At 29.6% G+C, this 19,045-nt stretch carries 16 protein-coding genes and 1 pseudogene; 3 read left to right on the forward strand and 14 right to left on the reverse strand.

Features of this window, described 5'->3' with window-relative positions:
* Positions 1-139: 139 nt before the first annotated feature.
* The 3 genes from RSD37_RS02825 to RSD37_RS02835 all read right to left on the reverse strand — a co-directional run bounded on the left by RSD37_RS02825 (position 140) and on the right by RSD37_RS02835 (position 4,632).
* Entirely contained in the window at positions 140-1,456 is a 1,317-nt protein-coding gene (locus RSD37_RS02825) for a nucleotide sugar dehydrogenase (RefSeq protein ID WP_346945182.1), read from the reverse strand.
* A gap of 68 nt (positions 1,457-1,524) precedes the next feature.
* Positions 1,525-3,363: a nucleoside-diphosphate sugar epimerase/dehydratase gene (locus RSD37_RS02830; protein WP_346945183.1), complete on the reverse strand. Its 1,839-nt coding sequence runs from the start codon at positions 3,361-3,363 to the stop codon at positions 1,525-1,527.
* 207 nt (positions 3,364-3,570) lie between these two features.
* On the reverse strand, positions 3,571-4,632 hold the full coding sequence (locus RSD37_RS02835) for a tetratricopeptide repeat protein (RefSeq protein ID WP_346945184.1): 1,062 nt from the start codon (positions 4,630-4,632) through the stop codon (positions 3,571-3,573).
* Between the two features lie 409 nt (positions 4,633-5,041).
* On the opposite strand from RSD37_RS02835, the gene RSD37_RS02840 reads away from it, so the two are divergent.
* On the forward strand, positions 5,042-6,532 hold the full coding sequence (locus RSD37_RS02840; protein ID WP_346945185.1) for an aminotransferase class I/II-fold pyridoxal phosphate-dependent enzyme: 1,491 nt from the start codon (positions 5,042-5,044) through the stop codon (positions 6,530-6,532).
* 96 nt (positions 6,533-6,628) lie between these two features.
* Here the strand turns inward: RSD37_RS02840 and RSD37_RS02845 are convergent, their stop codons facing one another.
* The 4 genes from RSD37_RS02845 to RSD37_RS02860 form a co-directional block, all read right to left on the reverse strand.
* Entirely contained in the window at positions 6,629-7,483 is an 855-nt protein-coding gene (locus RSD37_RS02845) for a hypothetical protein (protein ID WP_346945186.1), read from the reverse strand.
* A 365-nt stretch (positions 7,484-7,848) separates the two neighbouring features.
* Entirely contained in the window at positions 7,849-8,424 is a 576-nt protein-coding gene (locus RSD37_RS02850; RefSeq protein WP_346945187.1) for an indolepyruvate oxidoreductase subunit beta, read from the reverse strand.
* Between the two features lies 1 nt (position 8,425).
* On the reverse strand, positions 8,426-10,192 hold the full coding sequence (gene iorA, locus RSD37_RS02855; protein WP_346945188.1) for an indolepyruvate ferredoxin oxidoreductase subunit alpha: 1,767 nt from the start codon (positions 10,190-10,192) through the stop codon (positions 8,426-8,428).
* A gap of 73 nt (positions 10,193-10,265) precedes the next feature.
* The gene (locus tag RSD37_RS02860; RefSeq protein WP_346945189.1) at positions 10,266-11,162 is read right to left on the reverse strand and encodes a phosphate butyryltransferase; all 897 of its coding nucleotides are present in this window, start codon (positions 11,160-11,162) and stop codon (positions 10,266-10,268) included.
* Between the two features lie 526 nt (positions 11,163-11,688).
* On the opposite strand from RSD37_RS02860, the gene RSD37_RS02865 reads away from it, so the two are divergent.
* The gene (locus tag RSD37_RS02865) at positions 11,689-11,949 is read left to right on the forward strand and encodes a hypothetical protein (RefSeq protein ID WP_346945190.1); all 261 of its coding nucleotides are present in this window, start codon (positions 11,689-11,691) and stop codon (positions 11,947-11,949) included.
* Between the two features lie 102 nt (positions 11,950-12,051).
* Here the strand turns inward: RSD37_RS02865 and RSD37_RS02870 are convergent, their stop codons facing one another.
* The 7 genes and pseudogenes from RSD37_RS02870 to RSD37_RS02900 all read right to left on the reverse strand — a co-directional run bounded on the left by RSD37_RS02870 (position 12,052) and on the right by RSD37_RS02900 (position 17,753).
* Positions 12,052-12,630, reverse strand: a complete 579-nt coding sequence (locus RSD37_RS02870; RefSeq protein WP_346945191.1) for a class I SAM-dependent methyltransferase — start codon at positions 12,628-12,630, stop codon at positions 12,052-12,054.
* 20 nt (positions 12,631-12,650) lie between these two features.
* A complete protein-coding gene (locus tag RSD37_RS02875; protein ID WP_346945364.1) occupies positions 12,651-12,812 on the reverse strand; it encodes a TfoX/Sxy family DNA transformation protein in 162 nt (53 codons plus the stop codon).
* Between the two features lie 514 nt (positions 12,813-13,326).
* Positions 13,327-13,503 (reverse strand): annotated as a pseudogene (locus tag RSD37_RS02880) (alpha-hydroxy-acid oxidizing protein); the annotation flags it as partial.
* A 225-nt stretch (positions 13,504-13,728) separates the two neighbouring features.
* Entirely contained in the window at positions 13,729-14,133 is a 405-nt protein-coding gene (locus tag RSD37_RS02885) for a GNAT family N-acetyltransferase (protein ID WP_346945192.1), read from the reverse strand.
* Positions 14,134-14,194: 61 nt separating this feature from the next.
* Positions 14,195-14,821 (reverse strand): HD domain-containing protein, encoded by a 627-nt coding sequence (locus RSD37_RS02890; RefSeq protein ID WP_346945193.1) that lies wholly within the window; start codon positions 14,819-14,821, stop codon positions 14,195-14,197.
* 366 nt (positions 14,822-15,187) lie between these two features.
* Positions 15,188-15,892, reverse strand: a complete 705-nt coding sequence (locus RSD37_RS02895; RefSeq protein ID WP_346945194.1) for an NAD(P)H-dependent oxidoreductase — start codon at positions 15,890-15,892, stop codon at positions 15,188-15,190.
* 58 nt (positions 15,893-15,950) lie between these two features.
* Complete coding sequence (locus RSD37_RS02900; protein WP_346945195.1) at positions 15,951-17,753, reverse strand: alpha/beta hydrolase-fold protein; 1,803 nt, start codon at positions 17,751-17,753, stop codon at positions 15,951-15,953.
* 253 nt (positions 17,754-18,006) lie between these two features.
* On the opposite strand from RSD37_RS02900, the gene RSD37_RS02905 reads away from it, so the two are divergent.
* Positions 18,007-19,023 (forward strand): hemolysin family protein, encoded by a 1,017-nt coding sequence (locus RSD37_RS02905; protein ID WP_346945365.1) that lies wholly within the window; start codon positions 18,007-18,009, stop codon positions 19,021-19,023.
* Positions 19,024-19,045 lie beyond the last annotated feature (22 nt).

Raw genomic sequence — 19,045 nt, forward strand, 5'->3', positions numbered from 1 at the left:
TTTGAAAAAACTTCTGTGAATATTTTCTTATTAATTATTAATATTAACACCTTAAATATTAAAATCAAATCTTTACTCACAACATTTAGATACAGCACATATACTATTATCTGCACTGTATCTAAACAAAGTAATTTTATTATAATTTGTTTATCTTATCTCTGTTATTCCTAACATTCTTAGTTGCATTTCTTGTATCATAAAGAAGCTTTGCCTTCTCTACCATTAATTCATAATCATAGCAACTATGATCTGTGGTTATAAGAACTATATCTGCATCTTCTATTTCTTCTTCCCAATTAACAGATACATATTCTACTCCTTTATGTTTAAATGATGGAATATGCGGATCATTAACCATTATGTCAGCACCATTCTTCTCCAATAATTCTAATACTTTAAGGGTTGGTGATTCTCTCATATCATCAATGTCTTTTTTATAAGCAGCACCCATAACAAGCACTTTTGATCCATTTAAAGCTTTTTTATGTCCATTAAGGAGCTTCATAACATTTTCAATAACAAACTCTGGCATAGAATCATTGATAATTCCAGAAGTCTCTATTAATTTCGTGTGATAATCATATTCTTTAGCCTTCCATTCTAAGTAGAAAGGATCAAGTGGGATACAGTGACCTCCAAGTCCTGGACCTGGATAGAATGGCATAAACCCATAAGGCTTAGTTTTAGCCGCATCTATTACCTCCCATATGTCTATCCCCATTCTTTTACATAGTATTGCCATTTCATTTGCAAGAGCTATGTTTATGTTTCTAAATGTATTTTCAAGTATTTTTTCCATCTCTGCTACTGCTGGAGATGACACTTCCATTATATCTCCTTCAAGAACACTTCTATAAAGCATTCCAGCAACTTCTGTACAATCCTTCGTACATCCACCTACAACTTTAGGAGTATTTTTTGTGTTAAATTCTTTATTACCTGGATCTACTCTCTCAGGTGAAAATGCTAAGAAGAAGTCCTCTCCGCATTTTAATCCACTTTCTTCGAGTATTGGTTTTATTACTTCATCAGTTGTCCCTGGATAAGTAGTACTCTCAAGAACTATAAGCATTCCTCTTTTTAAATATTTTGCTACATCTTTAGTTGAACTAACTACATATGAAAGATCAGGTTGTTTGTATAAATCAAGTGGTGTAGGTACCGCTATACAAATAGTATCTACGTCTCCTACAAAGCTAAAATCCGTAGTTGCTTTCAGTTTACCACTTTTTACAAGTTCAGCTAAGTCATTATCAACGATATCTCCAATATAGTTTTCTCCATTATTAACCATGTCAACTTTTTTATCTTGAACATCAAATCCAATTACTTCATATCCAGCTTTAGCTTTTTCTACTGCAAGGGGAAGCCCTACATATCCAAGACCAACTACACCTAATTTAGCTGTTTTATTTTTCAATTTCAATAATAATTCTTCTTTTAACTGGCTCATAACTGTTCCTCCTAAAATTTGTTGTTTTACTTTTTTTTAGCAAATTATACTTTAAAATTTATCACATGTTAATTTTTTCTTATATAAGTCGGTACCTTTTCCTGAATTAATTTTATAATTTCTTCTTTACTCATATTATCAACATTTCTAAACTTTTCTATTGCTTCTTGAATAAATTCCATAGTAGCATCCTTTGGTTTTTCAACAAATATTTTATTATGTTCAGTTGAAGTTAGTGCAACTTCATCCATTAGCAACTCTTCATAAAGTTTTTCTCCAGGCCTTAACCCTACATACTCTATTTTTATATCTACATCTGGTTTATATCCTGAAAGAGTTATTAAATCTCTTGCTAAATCAACCATTTTTACTGGTTTTCCCATATCTAAAACAAATATTTCTCCACCTTCTGCAAGTCCTCCCGCTTGTATAACAAGTTGGGCTGCCTCAGGTATAGTCATAAAGAATCTAGTTATTTCAGGATGTGTTATGGTTACAGGTCCACCCTTTTCTATCTGTTTTTTAAACAGCGGTATTACTGAACCATTACTCCCTAATACATTACCGAACCTTACTGCTACATAGTCAGTTTTACTATTTTCATTAAAAGCCTGAATTATAAGCTCACAAAATCTTTTTGTTGCACCCATTACATTAGTAGGGTTTACAGCTTTATCTGTACTAATAAGTACAAATTTATCAACACTATACTTGTCACAACACTTAGCTACATTGTAAGTTCCTAATATATTATTTTTAACAGCATCACCCACATTACCTTCCATTAAAGGTACATGTTTATGAGCTGCGGCATGGAATACAACATCTGGCTTATGTTCATTAAACACTTGCTCTATTCTCACTAAATCTCTCACTGATGCAATTATTACCTGCTTATTTACATCAGGACAATTTCTGTTAAACTCCATTTCCAAATCATAAGCATTATTCTCATATATATCTAAAATTAAAATCTTCTTAGGCTCGAATTTTGCTATCTGTCTAATGATTTCAGATCCAATACTTCCTCCACCGCCAGTAACTAAAATTGTTTTACCTTTTATATACCTATCTATGTGTTCTGATTTCAATTTTATAGAATCTCGCCCTAGTAAATCATCTATGTTTACATCTCTCATGTGATTTACATTCACATTATCATCTATAATTTTATATATACCTGGCATAGTCTTAATATTCTTAGTGACCTGCTTACATATATTTAAAACATCTTTTTTTGTACGTTTATCCACTGATGGCATAGCTAACATAATTTCATCAACCTTATTTAATTTACAGATAGATTTAATTTTATTTCTATCGCCTAACACCTTTACTCCATGAATTCTCTTGCCAAACTTATTTGTGTTGTCATCTATTAACCCAACAATTCTATAATTTAAACTAGTATTATTTTTAATCTCTTTGATCAATATAGCACCAGCATCTCCAGCACCAATAATTAATAAATTCTTTTTCTTTTTCATTTCCGATTTTCCTGAACCATTATTCTCTAACAGACGATATAAAAAACGCACACCTCCAAGACTTACTACACTTAATAACCAAAATATTATGTGTACTGTAATTGGAAATCTAAAAAATTTACTTTTTAATAATGTATGTGTTATAAAATATCCATAAATAATAAATACAACATTTGATGCTGTCATAGAGTAAACTATTGACAGTAACTCTTCAATAGAAGCATATTTCCAAATATTGCTATAAAGTTTAAATATCACATTAAATATGACTGTAAAAATTACAACTGGTATTATAGATAGTTTAAAAAACTCTACATATTCTGGTTGAATCTTAAAATCAAACTTCAGTAATAGTGCTAAATATAGACTCATTATTATAAGGATTGCGTCCACAACTATAATTTTTTTCTCTTTTTTCATAATTTCACTTCCTAAAATCAATCATGGTAATAAAATAATTCAAATTCACTTCCGATTTTTTTATAAAAATAACAGTTTATCACAAGTTATTATACTGTTTTTAATATATAAACTCAATTGCATTTAAATTTATTAATAAAATATTATTTATTTGTTATTTAATATGTTGTTATTATTACAATTTTTTAAACAGGTTATACTATTTGATTACTTCAACATATTATCTAGTTCCTTAACAATTTCATCATTTGGATCTAATTTTTTAGCAATATCTAAATGAATCCTTGCTTGATTTAAATCCTTATTATTCACATAGCACATTATAAGATTTGTACATACTTCAATTGAACTTGTAACCTCAAAAACTTTTCTGAAATATTTTATAGCTGTCTCAAATTCATTTAAACAAGCATAATTTATTCCTAATTCATTAAATACTTGAACATAGTCGCTATCTATTGATAATGCTTCATTTAAATAGTATATAGCTTTTTCATAATTTTGTAAAATTCTATAAGCAACAGCTATATAATAGAATAATTCTGCATTATCTCCAAGGACATCTATTAAAGGTAATAATATTTCTAGTGCTTTCTTAGAATCCTCGTATACTAACTCTTTTCCTTTGTCAAAATTATTAATTATATTTAAGTTCGCCTTAATTTCTTCAATCTCTTCGGTTATATTTCCACCTAATGAAATATATTGATTAATATTAAAATATGCTCTTTCAAAGTTCTTATCTTCATAATTTATTATAGCTTCATAATAATATGGCTCTGCATAATCCTGTATTCTCTTAGCATCTTCAATTAATATTAATGCTTCTTCTTTAAATACTTTATTAGTCTTCCTTATTCCATCTACTAATATTAAAGCCTTTTCTAATATATCTTTTGTAGTTTCAATTTGAAGTAACCCTTTTATCATTATATATCCATCTTCATACTTTTCATTTTTAATATTCTCAAATATTTTTCCTTTTATATAGTTTGTACTGTTAGGAATAGATTTTATAACCTCTACATAGGTATCATTAAATTTAAAATTTTTATCTGCTCCTAATGCATAGAACATTCCTTCCACAAAAATATTCACTGGTATATCAGCTAAATCATCTCCTGCTTTAGCTTTGGAAACTATTTTATCTGAACTAACTGGTAAGTATATATTTTCTTTAAATGTATATTCATTTATTTTGCTACCTTTTTTTATTTCAAGAAATAACATTTTTTCTAATTTTTCTAAAAAATAATTTTCATTACTCATAGTACACCTTCTCACATTTTTTTATTTTATAACACCTATGATTTTACTCCATACCTAAATATATTACCACCTAATCACTTATTAATCACCTTTTTTTTGCATACGCAATGATTTCATTACATTTTTATGAAATTATAACTGTCTATCCTATTACTATTTCAATCCTTTTATAAATAAAAATTTCATTTACAGTTACTCCTAAATAATTTGTGTTAAATTATAAACAAAACACACAATATATGGTTTGTAAAATAAAGTTTTTATTGCATTGATACACATATTAATTTATAATAGATTTGTTTTATGTGTTTATAAATAAAAATTTAATTATAAAAGTTAAAAACATACATAAACTATAGTTATAGCACTAATGTGCTTATATTTAATAAATTAGAAAGAGGGTATGGAATTGTATAAATTAAATCAAAATGAAACCCCACTGTTTGATGCCTTAATGGAATATGTAAATAGGGACACCCTTCCATTCCATGTTCCTGGCCATAAAAAAGGTGTAGGAGCAGATATAGATTTTAAAAACTTTATAGGTGAAAATCCATTTAAGATTGATGTGACAGTTTTCAAACTAGTAGATAGCTATCATCATCCAACTGGTCCTATAAAAAAAGCTCAAGAATTAGCTGCTGATGCCTATGGATCAGATGCATGCTTCTTCTCTGTTCATGGAACCTCTGGAGCTATACAAGCAATGATTCTTTCTGTAGTTGGAGCAGGTGATAAAATAATCACTCCTAGAAATGTACATAAATCTATCACTGGTGGAATTATCTTGGCTGGTGCTATTCCAGTATATATGCAACCAGAGCTTGATAAAAAGATAGGAATAGCAAATGGTGTTACACCTGAAACTGTAAGACAAACTCTTGAAGCTAATCCAGATGCTAAAGCTGTGCTTATAATTAATCCAACCTATTATGGTGTGTCTACAGATATTAAGCAAATCGCTGATATTGTTCATGAATATGATATACCTCTAATAGTTGATGAAGCTCATGGACCGCACTTAAACTTTAATAAGAAACTACCAATGTCTGCTATGGAAGCTGGTGCAGATATATGCGCTCAAAGTACTCACAAAATCATTGGCGCATTGACTCAAGGATCACTTCTTCAGGTTCAATCTAAGAGAGTTAGTATTCCTAGAGTAAAGCAGGTTTTAAATTTAATGCATACTACTTCTCCTTCATATATATTAATGGCTTCCCTAGATACATCTAGACGCCAAATAGCCCTACATGGAGAAGAACTTTTAGATAAGACCATAGAACTTTCTAATTATGTTAGGGATGAAGTAAATAAGATACCTGGATTCTATTGCTTTGGTGAAGAAATCTTAGGAGTTCCTGGTTCATATGCCTTTGATCCAACTAAGATAACTATAACTTGTCGTGATCTCGGTATAACAGGTTATGACTTAGATATGATTTTATGTAATAAGTACCATATACAAATGGAACTTTCTGATTTATATAATGTGCTTATTGTAGGTTCTTTCGGAGATACTAAAGAAGGTATGGAAAGACTGCTTAAAGCATTAAGAGAAATAAGCAACGACTACTATGGAAAAGGTGCTGCTAAGGCAGACTTTATAGATATACCATCTATTCCAGAACAGATTCAAATTCCTAATGAAGCATTTAACAGTGTTAAAACAGATGTAAGAATCAAAAGCAGTGTTGGCATGATTAGTGGAGAATTCTTAATGGCTTATCCACCAGGTATTCCAATACTATGTCCTGGTGAGAAGATAACTCAAGAAATTGTAGATTATGTTCAAAAACTTAAGGATACAGGATTATATGTACAAGGTACAGAAGACCCTGAAGTTGAATATATTAAGGTTGTTAAGAATGAGGATGCTGTATTTATTAGCGTAGAATAAATTCAAAATTTAATTTTTATAAATCATCTATAAAAATATACCAATTAAAAGAGAAATCTTTTAATTGGTATATTTTTATTCTTACATTATTTCATGCTATTTATTGTTTCTAAGCATTAATAATTTATATTCAGCATTTACTTTTCCAGCATTAGCTATATTCTTAATATACTGATTGTATGACATCTTAATAATACTTTCGTAAGATTTAACTAAATTCTCGAAATACCCCATCATATAATGAACCCTCATTAGGGCTTCAGTATGAGAAGTAACAAATCTTATGCTATAATTCCTTCTTGTTTTCTCCGCTGCCTTTTTAATATAGTTATAACTTGAAGCTCCCTTATCTATAAGCTGTACCTTCTCATAATTGCAAGTCATTACATCCTTATATGCAGGCATACATGCTTCTATAACATCCTCATCAAAATATTTCTTTTTACTCATTTCATCAGCTACTACTTTAAGAAAAATTTCTAGTTTTTTATTTGTATTCCCTCTAAGCTCCAGTAGTTTTGATAATATTTCTTTTACTTGTTCTACCTCTTGTGGCTTTATATCAAACTTTCTATTTTTTTTATCTATAAGGTTAAAACCAGTCATCATTAGAACTAAATCATCATTATTTCTATCTACATCATCATCATTTTGAAGAGCCTTTATTATACTATCACTTTCATCATTTAAAAATGCATCCATGAAAAAGAAGATTCTCCCCAATCTCATTATAGTATTATCGTTAGTAACTATATTATTACTTGAATCAAGATATAAATAGCCTGTCCCCTTGCCCATAAATTTAGCAAACATCTTCTTTTTAAATGTTACTTCTCTATATGTACTTCCCCCTAATAGTGCTGGTTCAGATATTTTAATATTTTCAAATAACTTACCATATTTTTTTATAACCTTCAGCTCTTCTGAACTAGGCAACTTGTATATTCCCATTAATTCTCCTCCTACATAATTACTTTTCATATGTGTATATTAGTTAATATAATCTTAATCCATTTTCATATCCTATTATTATCATTTAAGTTCTATTACATATATCTAATTAAATAGATATAATATTCTTTTATTATACATTATACCAAAAAATAATTAAAATCCTATGAATTTATTATTTTTATTTAAAAAAATATTAGCTCCACTATGATAAAATAATTCTGTGGAACTAATATTTATTATAATTACAAATTATTAATGCTAATCCTCTTAGCTTTAAGTGAATATTTTGTTATTAGAAACTCCTTTTCACTTCGTTCAAATGAGTAAGTTCTACTAACCAAATCATAGATTTGGAGTATCACTTATATTTCCATACCTGCTACTAATGCTTTTTTATTTAGTTCTATAGCTTTAGCTGGTACTAATGATGACACAACATCTTCCCAATTTACTTCTTTTATATCTAATGCCTTAAGTAAAGCTCCAAGCAATACTACATTTTGAGCCTTAATATTTCCAAGATCCTTTGCGATTTTAGCCGCATCAACTATTACAGTATTTTCTACTGAATTCTTTAATGCGTCATTTATTCCTTCTGGATATTTTTCTTGTCCAATAAGTACTGGCACTGGATGTATTTCATAATCATTTACGATTAAATGACCCCCATCTTTTAAATATGATACCGCTCTTAAAGCTTCACTTTTCTCAAAAGCAACTATAGCATCAGCTTTACCTTTTTCAATTAACGGTGAATATACCTTCTCCCCAAATCTAACTTGAGTAGTAACACTTCCGCCTCTTTGTGCCATTCCATGAACCTCTGACATTTTAACATCGTATCCATTTCTTAGTAACCCTTCAGTTAATATCTTTGATGCAAGGATAGTTCCTTGACCACCTACACCTATAAATAATATACTTTTTACTTCCTTCATATTATTCACCAACCTTTTCTATAGCATCAAATGGGCAAACTTGTTTACAAAGTTCACAACCATTACACATGCTTTCATCAATTTCTACTATACCATTTTGGAATTTTAAAGCTGGGCAACCAGTCTTTAAGCACATCTTACACTTCTTACACTTCTCTTCATCCACTTTACATTTTAGATTAACTCTTTTCTTTAATACTTCTTTAATTAATGCACAAGGTTGTTTTGTAATTATTACAAAAGGCTCAGTGCTATCATGGGCATCTTTTACGCCCTTAACTGTTTCCTCTAGTTTATATGGATCTACTACTCTTATATTTTCTTTCTTGATACCACAAGAAAGTACAAGTGATTCTATATCAACCATAGGTGCTTCTCTATTTTGAAGAGTCTTACCTGTACCTGGGTTTTCTTGATGTCCTGTCATTCCAGTAATTCTATTATCAAGTATTACTGTTACAATTGGAGTATGATTATATACGCTTTCAATCAAGCCTGTAATTCCAGAGTGGAAGAATGTTGAATCTCCTATAAATGAAAATACTTTTCTATCTTGTCTATTTCCAACGATATTAGCTCTTTCAATCCCTACTCCTGCTGATATTGACGCACCCATACATATTACTGTATCCGTAACATTAAGTGGAGCATTCATACCAAGGGTATAACATCCAATATCTCCTGAAGCTATTACATCCTTATGTTTAGACACTGCATAGAAAATTCCTCTATGTGGGCATCCTGGACATAGTACTGGCGGTCTAGAAGGTGGATTTGTATCTACAGTATATGGTATTTTATTTACTTCTCCAAGTATTCCTTTTCTAATTATATCTGGGCTTAACTCTTCACATATAGGAATTATTTCTTTACCTATACAGTTAATACCTAAAGCTTTCACTGCATTCTCTAAATATGGATCATTTTCTTCCACAATATATACCTTGTCTACTTTACTAGCAAACTCTTTTATCATTTCATCTGGTAATGGATATGAAAATCCTATCTTAAGATAAGATGCATTATCTGCAAAAACCTCTTTACAATATTCATAAGAAATTCCACTAGTTATTATACCAATCTTAGTATCTCCCATTTCAATTCTGTTTAACTTTGTATTGTTAGAATACTGCCTAAGTTTTTCTAATCTTTCCTCAACTTCATAATGTTTTGCCTTTGCGTGGTTTGGTGTCATAATATACTTCTTAATATCCTTTTCATAAGGTCTAACATCTACAGCTACTCTCTCCCCTAATTCTACTACTGTTTTAGAGTGAGATATTCTAGTTGTAACTCTGAAAAGTACCACAGTGTCAAACTTTTCACTTATTTCATAAGCTTCCTTCATATAGTCAATACATTCCTGTGAATCAGATGGTTCAATCATTGCAACCTTTGCATGTGGTGCATAAAATCTATTGTCTTGCTCATTTTGAGAAGAATGCATTCCTGGATCATCTGCTGTTACAACTACAAATCCTCCATTTACCCCTTCATATGCCATAGTAAATAGTGGGTCTGCAGCTACATTAAGTCCTACATGCTTCATAGTCGTTAAAGCTCTTGCTCCCCCAATTGAAGCTCCTGATGCTACTTCAAATCCAACCTTTTCATTTGTAGCCCACTCTGCATATACCTCTTCATATAATGCAAAGTTCTCTAATATTTCTGTACTCGGTGTTCCTGGATATGCTGATGCAACGTGACATCCTGCTTCATAGGCACCTCTAGCCATGGCTTCATTACCACTCATTATAACCTTTTTCATAGTATATACCCCCATAAATTATTTATCTTGTATTAATTTGATTATTCTCTTATTACTTTATTGACCTATAGTCTTATCCTAAAATGCTTCCTAAAGCTATTGAATAAAGCTTAGATTTAGCACTATCTGCTCTTGACACTAATACAACTGGACATTTTGCGCCCACAATTACTCCTGCACTTTCAGCTCCAGCAAAATAAGTTAAAGATTTTCCTAGGAAATTCCCTGACTCAATATTAGGCACAAGAAGTATATCTGCTTCTCCAGCCACATCACTAACAATTCCTTTATGATGAGCAGCTTCCTTTGATATTGCATTATCTAATCCTAATGGTCCATCTATTATACAACCTTTAATTTGCCCTCTTTTATTCATAGATGATAATGCCGCTGCATCTAGTGTTGCCTGCATTGATGGATTTACAACCTCCACAGCACAGATTGGCGCAACCTTAGGAGTCTCTATCTCTAAAGCCTTAGCTACCATTACTGCATTATTAATTATTCCAATTTTATCTTTAAGTTCTGGATAGGGTACCATACCTCCATCAGTAAGAAGAATTAGCTTTTCATAACTTTTTACATCATAAACCATAACATGAGATAGTAAATTACTTGTCCTTAAATTTGCTTCTTTATTAAGTACCGCTTTCAATAAATCTGAAGTTCCAAGTAATCCCTTCATTACATAATTAGCTTCACCCTTTGTAACAAGTTCTACAGCTTTAGCTGCAGCCATGGTTGTATTGCATTGATTTATGATTCTAACTTTAGATAAATCTATATTATTTTTACTAGCTATGTTATTTATTTCTTCTTCATTTCCAACTAGTATAGCATTTATAATATTCATTTCTACAGCCTTTACCACAGCCTCTAAAACAACACTATCCTGTGCTACTGCCACTGACATAGTCTTCTTATCTTTTTTCTTTGCAAGTTCTAGTAGTTCTTCTAAATTTTTAACCACGATATCACTCCTTATGCATACTTCTTTAATATCTAAATTATAATTCTGTTATTTTTATAATATTTTATATTTTCTTACTTTTAGTATAATGGTTATACAAACCTTAGTCAATTTTAACTGCTAAAGTGTGTTAGTGGTTACTTATTTATAATTGACCCATATTTTTTATAGAAATTCTTTATCTGAGAAGATTTTTACTATATTTAGCAAACACCAATTTACAGTTTTTGCTTCTAATAGTTAATATATGTTAGTTTATTTCCATATGAAATTTTGAAATATAATAAAGATTTAAGGGCAGAATAATTATATATTTAACTTATTATTTATCTTCACATATCAAGTTAAATCTATAATTTAGTTTTATATCAAGTTCTTCTAACATTCAGATAGAGTTTGCTTAAGAGGAATCCCTCACTCCACCTGAATGTTAGAAGAACTTATCTATGATCGTGACAGCTGTTATCCCCTACTTAAAGAAGCAGATGGTGGACAGCTACTCGCCATATTTGAAAGGAGCATTGAAATGGATAATAACAACTTAAACCAAGTAAAAAAACAAAATGCACAATCAAGAACAAACAGCAAAATGAATACTTCTTTTACAAATGATGCAACCTCACAATCTAATATAAATTGTGTATCAGATTCAACTAACTTTAGTAATTCAAGTGATGAGAGTTATCTACAAGAAGTACGAAGACAAAATGCCATATCTAGAGCTACAGATCCAACCTACCAAGAAATGTATAGCATGTTTGGTATGGGTGAAAAGAAAAATAAGTAAATCTCACTATAAGTGTTCCAAACTAATTTTGCCTTAATTATTTAATGCCGTAAAAGAAACCATCCGAAGTGCAGTTTCTTTTACGGCATTTATAATTGATTTTCATCTATTCAAATTTCTCTTACAGAAAATATAAGTAACAAAAAAGCCTATATCATCTTTAGTCTCAATATACTTAACTAAATTAAATGATTTATTTATTTCTTCAAAATCAGTTGGTTTAATCAAATCCTCTTTTCTAATTTTCGAGTCAAACTTATGTTTATCCCCAAAACCACAGATGAATAAAATACCATCATCAGTTATGTGATTTTTTATATCAGCAAGTTGCTCCTTGTTTAGCCTATAATGATTAATTAAGACATTATCGAATGTTCCTATATCCTTTAATGAATCAGTTTTACTTAAATCAACTTCTTGTGTACTCACAGAATAATTATTTCTTTTAGCAAACATATTCAAACGACCAAGTGCTTCGCTACTGAAATCTATTCCTGTTACTTTAAAACCATTTTCAATTAGAAATAGAGCATTTCTACCATCTCCACATGCAATATCAAGAACAGTCCCTTTTTTAAAATAACTTATGTTTTCAACTAATGATTTTTCAGCACTTAATGGATTATTACTTCTATTAATAAATTTTTCATCCCAATATTCTTTATTACCCATATATTCCATTTTACAACCTCGCTATTTAATTACTTCACTGCATTATATAATTCTTTTAACTCATTTTTCACTTCATCTGAAAGGTAATGCCACCTAACGCCTTGAATCGTGCCTTCCAAAGCACATAACCGATTAAAACAAGCAGAACGATCTATTGCTTTAATATTTAGCCAAGCCTGTCTACTTCCAATTTAGTCATTTTGTAATTTACTTTTCACTTCTGTTGACACTATTTTTTTTATCTCAATCATCACCTTATCTCCTTTACCTTCACCAAAACATATTTAATTTACACTATTGCAATAATACATTGTCATATTCTCATTAAACTTTAAAGCTATTCTTTTATACATATTGTAACATATTTTCAAATACTGTACTATTCAGTTATCCAAGAATAATGTTTACTACTTATTTATTAATGTATACAAATTAAATTATACCAATTATTTACAAAACAAAATACCGTATATCCATGATAATACGGTATTGCTTTATAAATATATTCATAACATAAGATTTAAATATATTCTGCAATAACTTTAATAAATCTTTCTATGTCATTTAAATTATTCTTGATAATAGTATATACAATACCCCTATCTATTTTCATTTGCTTCTCCTCTAGCTTGAGATCCAAATAAATATGCGAATTTTACTTTATACTCTTTATTTACTTCCATTAAAAATTTTTCGATTTGATTATTTGATCTTCTCTACTATGTTTTTATTTTCCCAAGGTTTTATAAATACAATACCTTCGCCCTTAAATTCTTTTAGTACCTTTAAGTTTGTAGTTAGAAATGAATCTACAGCAGTATCTCCTACCATAGGATATATTCCACCATCTAGAGATCCACCTTCTACCCACTTGAAAAAATCATTAGGACATTCCTCAAAATCATAATCATCAAAATAAATTGCCTTTGATAAAGGTAATTTTCTCTTTAATTCATTTATAACAGTTGTTTTCCACCACCTTATACAGCCGCAACAGCAATTACTATAGATCTTTCCATCCTAATTCTCCTATATAATTTTGGGTCCATATTATGATAAAAGTGTGTATACCCCTTATAGCTTAAATATCTAATACTTATTTAGAATTTATCTAATGTATCCCACCATATTCCTATCCTCTATTTTCTTAAAATTGAATGATTGATAAAATTTATTATCTACTATGTCTTCTATATCAGTTACAACCATAAACATTCTTACTTGAGAGTATTTTTGCATAATTGTCTTAAAAAGATAGGTTCCAATTCCACGTTGCTGATATTCTGGGTCAATAATTAAATCCTGTACTATCAAAATATGCTCTCCATCTCCAACACATCTAATCATACCAATTAGTTTATAATCATCAAATGCACCCATAATATACAGTGAATTATCAAACGCTCGTATAAGCTTTTCATCATCTTTCAAATAGGCATTCCAAGATTCTTTTATATATATTTCTTTTATTGATTCAATCATTAATGAATTAATTTCCTTATAGTTAATCATTACCCTAATCCCCTCTCCTAATCTTCAAGCAGTGGCAATAGTTAGCTACCACGTTTCTTAGTTAGCTTTTCATTATACTTAATAATCTCTCCAAATATTTTTTACTTTCCATCAGCCATGAATGAGGATATAAAATCATATCATTATCTATAATATAATTTATGTAGGATAGACATGCTTTTTCTAATGAAATCGATAAATCTTTAATTACTACATCATAAAATGGTGGTGTCCCATCTTGATCCCATGAAAGTTTATCAGCAATGAAAAGAGCCATATCATACTTCGAAGGATTTGATTTTAGAGTTGTATGACACTCTATAGCAGATAATATAGTTTCGTTATCTATATTGAAAACTTCCTTTGCTAGTAATCTTGAAATTCTTTGATGTAAAATAAAAGGATATTTCCTTTCTGATTCATCGATGAACAACTTATTTTCTACTATATAAGTTAGCATGTCATTAGGTTTAATTACTGTACTTATATCATGTAAATAGCCACATATAATACATATATCTTTATCCAATCCATATCTTTCTGCTATTTCACTATTTCTATTAGCAACATTCGTAACATGTTTCAAAGTTTCTTTCTTATTGTTTTCTAAAAGAAAGTTATTTACATCTAGTACTATATCATCAGTTATTTCTGTAAAATTAACATATTTATAGTTATTTAAATTCATTGGTATACCCCACTCTATAAAATATTCACGTAGAAATCCATCTTACTTACTACTGCTCCTCATCTGACTTTATGGTTCTTAACTTTAAATTAATTAGTCTTTCACCCTTATCTCCATGCTTTTCATTGTTATATGCATCCTGCAATTTTTCACATGGTAAATTGGGACAATGTCCACAATGATTATATTCCTTCTCAAATGAATCATCTCTGTGAAAAGATAACTTTGAAATTTTTAATGCTCCATCAATAAAATAATTTTGAAATGTGTTGCCTGCATAGTATTTTTATATTGCTCCATCATAACCACGTCTTGAAAACAGTGTTAATGCTTCTTAAATAATAGTTTCTCTTGTATCTTTCAATTTCATTTCCTCCATGGACGACTTTTCTTAAGCCAACCGTTTTCCTCCCAATATTTTTTATCTATCATATTCCAATTGTTCATCTTTTGTGAACCAACCATTGCCAAAAACATAAATTTAGTCTTTATATTAGGCTTTGAAGTAGTAAGATTCTTTTTTACTTTTAAAGCAGTTTTATTAACCTTTAACCTAATTTTCTCCTTAATTTTATCTGATACTTCACTCCAAGATGCAGCATTAACATTTTGATTTATAGAATAAACCTTTGAAAATCCTAGCCAAAACAACTGCTGTGCCAAAGATTTCGTCACCTTCTTTGACCCTGCACCTGCCGCTGTAGAAACTACAATTCCAACCTTAGAAAACATATCTTTATTGGGTCGATGTGACATCCACATATATGCTAAATGATCCAAAAATGTTTTTAACTGTCCTGTCATCTCAAAACAATAGGTAGGTGAATCAATTATAACAATCTGTGACCTTTCCATTGCCTTAATGATTGGCTGCACCTTGTCTTCATGCGGACAATAACCTTCACCCTTTTTAATGCAATTATAACATCCTACGCAATATTCTGGTGTATCCCTAGGCATAAAAAATTCATTTATCACAGTATCTACTGATTTAATTTGATTTATAACTTCTTCACTTATATGATAGGTGCTCCCCCTATGGCCTTGACCATGTATAATTGTAATCTCCATGATATTTCCCCCTACTAAGTTATACGTGGAATCTCTATAATAAAGAATTTAAATAATATCACCGCTGACAATATAAAAAATATGTTTTTGCTCTATTTTTTATTTCTATTGGTAAATTTCCACGTAAGGCTCTTTCTAATAAAAATTGATTTTTAACCCCATTTGATAATAAATAATTTTCTATCAACACTACTTTTGATTCTCTATTAGGAATTAGCTGATATAAAACATACCAATCTTCTAAAGATGTTAACGGAATGCTTACTCCACTAACATCTTTCATATCTGAAATTGATTTATAATCAAAATCATACTCAAATACTCCATTACTATGATTAATACTAAGCTCTGACATTACATCAACCTCAACTCCATTTATGATATACTCATAAAAATATTGTGTTGAGTATATATCTGTTTTCTCCCATATCTTCTTTTGTCCCATATTATCAAGAATTTCTTCAACCTTTTTAATATCATCTATACCAACCAAAATATCTATGTCATTTGGCTTATCTAATAACCCAAAATGATTTAGTAATATTGATCCTCCAACTGACCATAATACGTTTGCCTCATTCAATTTTGATCCTATATGGCTTAAACAATTAAACATGTCATTCAGCTCATACTGCTTTATTCCAACAAGCGAAATCAATCCATGTGCTAAACTTTCTCCCCATGATAAATAATCATGACCGCCATTAAACCATTTAAAGTCAACATTATACCCCTTCGATATCAATGCATCCCTTAAATTTATATTGGTATCAATAATTTTATACTTAGTTTCTAAAACTCCCATATCAAAATAAAATTTAAGAGGTAACCTATCTACTTCCTTAAATTTAGTAGTAATCCAACAATCCTCATTCGGTGCAAAGTCTTCTGAATTATACCAATAATATCCTGACTGAGAAAGAACATTGCCAAAAATATCTGAATAGTTCAAGCCTAAATAAGATGCTGTTAAAGCACCTAAACTAAGCCCACAAATTATGGCCTCTTCTGGACTCTTAGTAATATTATAATTTTCTCTAACCCATGGAATTAATTCTTTTATAATAATCTCACAGAAAGAATCACTACACTTTAATTCTTTTCCCCTATTTTCTGTTGAATCAATAAATATTGCAACTATAGGCGGTATTTTTTTAAAAGCTATAAGATTATTTAAAGTTTCTACGGACGAAAGAACATCGATATAATCATTACCATCAGTAAAAATTATAAATCTATATGGTTTTTCTTCCTTATTATATCTATAAGGTGTGTAAACTCTAACTCTACGCTTGTCCTCTAAATTCTTACTTTCAAATTTATATTCTTCTACATTCCCTTCTTCTACACCATCTATTTTTTTAGCCCAAGTATCCTCTGATGACTTTGGCATTATTACATAAGAACTTTTACTATCCTCTTCTCCATTTTCACCTTTAAACGTCAATACTTTACTACTAAATCTATCATATATAACCCTATTGCAAAATCTATCATTCCAATTATCATCCAATGGATCATTTGGTGAAAAATAATATATAAATCTTAAATCATTTCTCACTTCGTAAGTAATATACCATAGGTCTGTTTCCATTATTCTTTGCATTTGAAAATCTTTATAATTATCTTTAAATCTATCTAATCCTATATCAGGTACAAACAAAACATTTTTACACGCTTTATCCCCTTCATGTATAAACGTAACTAAATTGTTTTTATCATCATTTTCTAACTCTTCTATTATTGGAGCACCCTTATCTTTTAAATCACATAAAAATTCTTCTATGGCTTTATCCCCATACTTCTTAATTTGCTCTTCTAGTTGAAGGATAATCATACTTTTCAACAGTGATTTTTTCATGCTAAACTTCACCCCTTAATTCATAATATAATATTTTCAAATATGAAGCTCTGTCCTACCAAGTTAACACAAACGTCATATACAAAGTCATTTGTAAAACCCACTACTACTTAATTAGTTTAAACCCTCTAATTTGCTTTTATTCTTCAAATAATTCTTTTCACTATATTTACATAATACCACAAAATTAACATATTTTTTCACTAGCAAAATAGAAAAACTTTCATCAGGTTTAGCACAAAAATTAGAGGCTATTAATATTCCATATAGTGAAAATGTAGCACTTATTCTTGTAACATTATTTATAGCTTATCTCACACTTGTACTTGGAGAACTACTTCCTAAGCGAATAGCACTTCAATATGCTGAGAAAGTCGCAATGTTTTCAGTAAAACCTGTAATAATAATTTCGAAATTTACTAAGCCCTTTGTATGGCTTTTGTCAATTTCTACCAATTCTATATTGAAGCTAATAGGAATGAAAACTGTAGGAATTGAAGAAAAAGTTTCAAGAGAAGAAATTAGAAGTATTATTGCCATTGGCGAAGAACATGGTGCAATCAATGAAAGTGAAAGAGATATGATTGATGGAATAATTGAATTTGACGATAAGATTGCAAAAGAAATCATGACTCCAAGAACTGAAACCTTCGTTCTTGAAGTAACTGAGAGCATTAAAGATAATATAAATACTATTTTACAAGAAGGATTTTCTAGAATACCAATATATGATGATGTTGTTGATAATATTGTAGGTATACTTCATATTAAAGACCTTTTTAGTAAAATAATATTAAATGGAATAGAAAATATAAAAATTAATGAAATTATGCGAGAGCCTTATTTTGTTCCTGAAACTAAGAATATTGACAAATTATTTAGAGACATTCAAGGATCTCGAAATTATATAACTATACTAGTTGACGAATACGGTGGTTTCTCTGGTATTGTAACCATAGAGGATTTAATTGAAGAAGTAATGGGTAGTATTACCGATGAGTATAATCAAGAAGAAGCTAAAATTCAAAAAATAGATAATAATAACTTTATTATAAGTGGTCTTCTTACAATAGATGATATCAATGATGAATTTGATCTTAATATTACTTCTGATTCAGCAGATACCATAGCAGGGTTCTTTATTGAGTGCTTAGTTACTGTTCCTAAAAAAGATGAACATAATGAAGTAGATTTAGGAACTATCACACTAAAGGTTTTAGCTTTAGATGATAGAAGAATTGAAAAACTCCAATTAACATTAAATCTTTAAAATAGGAGTCACTAATATATTT

Source organism: Clostridium sp. (assembly GCF_036646415.1).
Taxonomy (GTDB): Bacteria; Bacillota; Clostridia; order Clostridiales; family Clostridiaceae; genus Clostridium_J.

Coding starts and splice junctions, on each gene's coding strand:
- RSD37_RS02825 (WP_346945182.1), bottom strand. CDS start 1,456: ATGAGCCAGTTAAAAGAAGAATTATTATTGAAATTGAAAAATAAAACA.
- RSD37_RS02830 (WP_346945183.1), bottom strand. CDS start 3,363: ATGAAAAAAGAGAAAAAAATTATAGTTGTGGACGCAATCCTTATAATA.
- RSD37_RS02835 (WP_346945184.1), bottom strand. CDS start 4,632: ATGAGTAATGAAAATTATTTTTTAGAAAAATTAGAAAAAATGTTATTT.
- RSD37_RS02845 (WP_346945186.1), bottom strand. CDS start 7,483: ATGGGAATATACAAGTTGCCTAGTTCAGAAGAGCTGAAGGTTATAAAA.
- RSD37_RS02850 (WP_346945187.1), bottom strand. CDS start 8,424: ATGAAGGAAGTAAAAAGTATATTATTTATAGGTGTAGGTGGTCAAGGA.
- iorA (WP_346945188.1), bottom strand. CDS start 10,192: ATGAAAAAGGTTATAATGAGTGGTAATGAAGCCATGGCTAGAGGTGCC.
- RSD37_RS02865 (WP_346945190.1), top strand. CDS start 11,689: ATGGATAATAACAACTTAAACCAAGTAAAAAAACAAAATGCACAATCA.
- RSD37_RS02870 (WP_346945191.1), bottom strand. CDS start 12,630: ATGGAATATATGGGTAATAAAGAATATTGGGATGAAAAATTTATTAAT.
- RSD37_RS02885 (WP_346945192.1), bottom strand. CDS start 14,133: ATGATTAACTATAAGGAAATTAATTCATTAATGATTGAATCAATAAAA.
- RSD37_RS02890 (WP_346945193.1), bottom strand. CDS start 14,821: ATGAATTTAAATAACTATAAATATGTTAATTTTACAGAAATAACTGAT.
- RSD37_RS02895 (WP_346945194.1), bottom strand. CDS start 15,892: ATGGAGATTACAATTATACATGGTCAAGGCCATAGGGGGAGCACCTAT.
- RSD37_RS02900 (WP_346945195.1), bottom strand. CDS start 17,753: ATGAAAAAATCACTGTTGAAAAGTATGATTATCCTTCAACTAGAAGAG.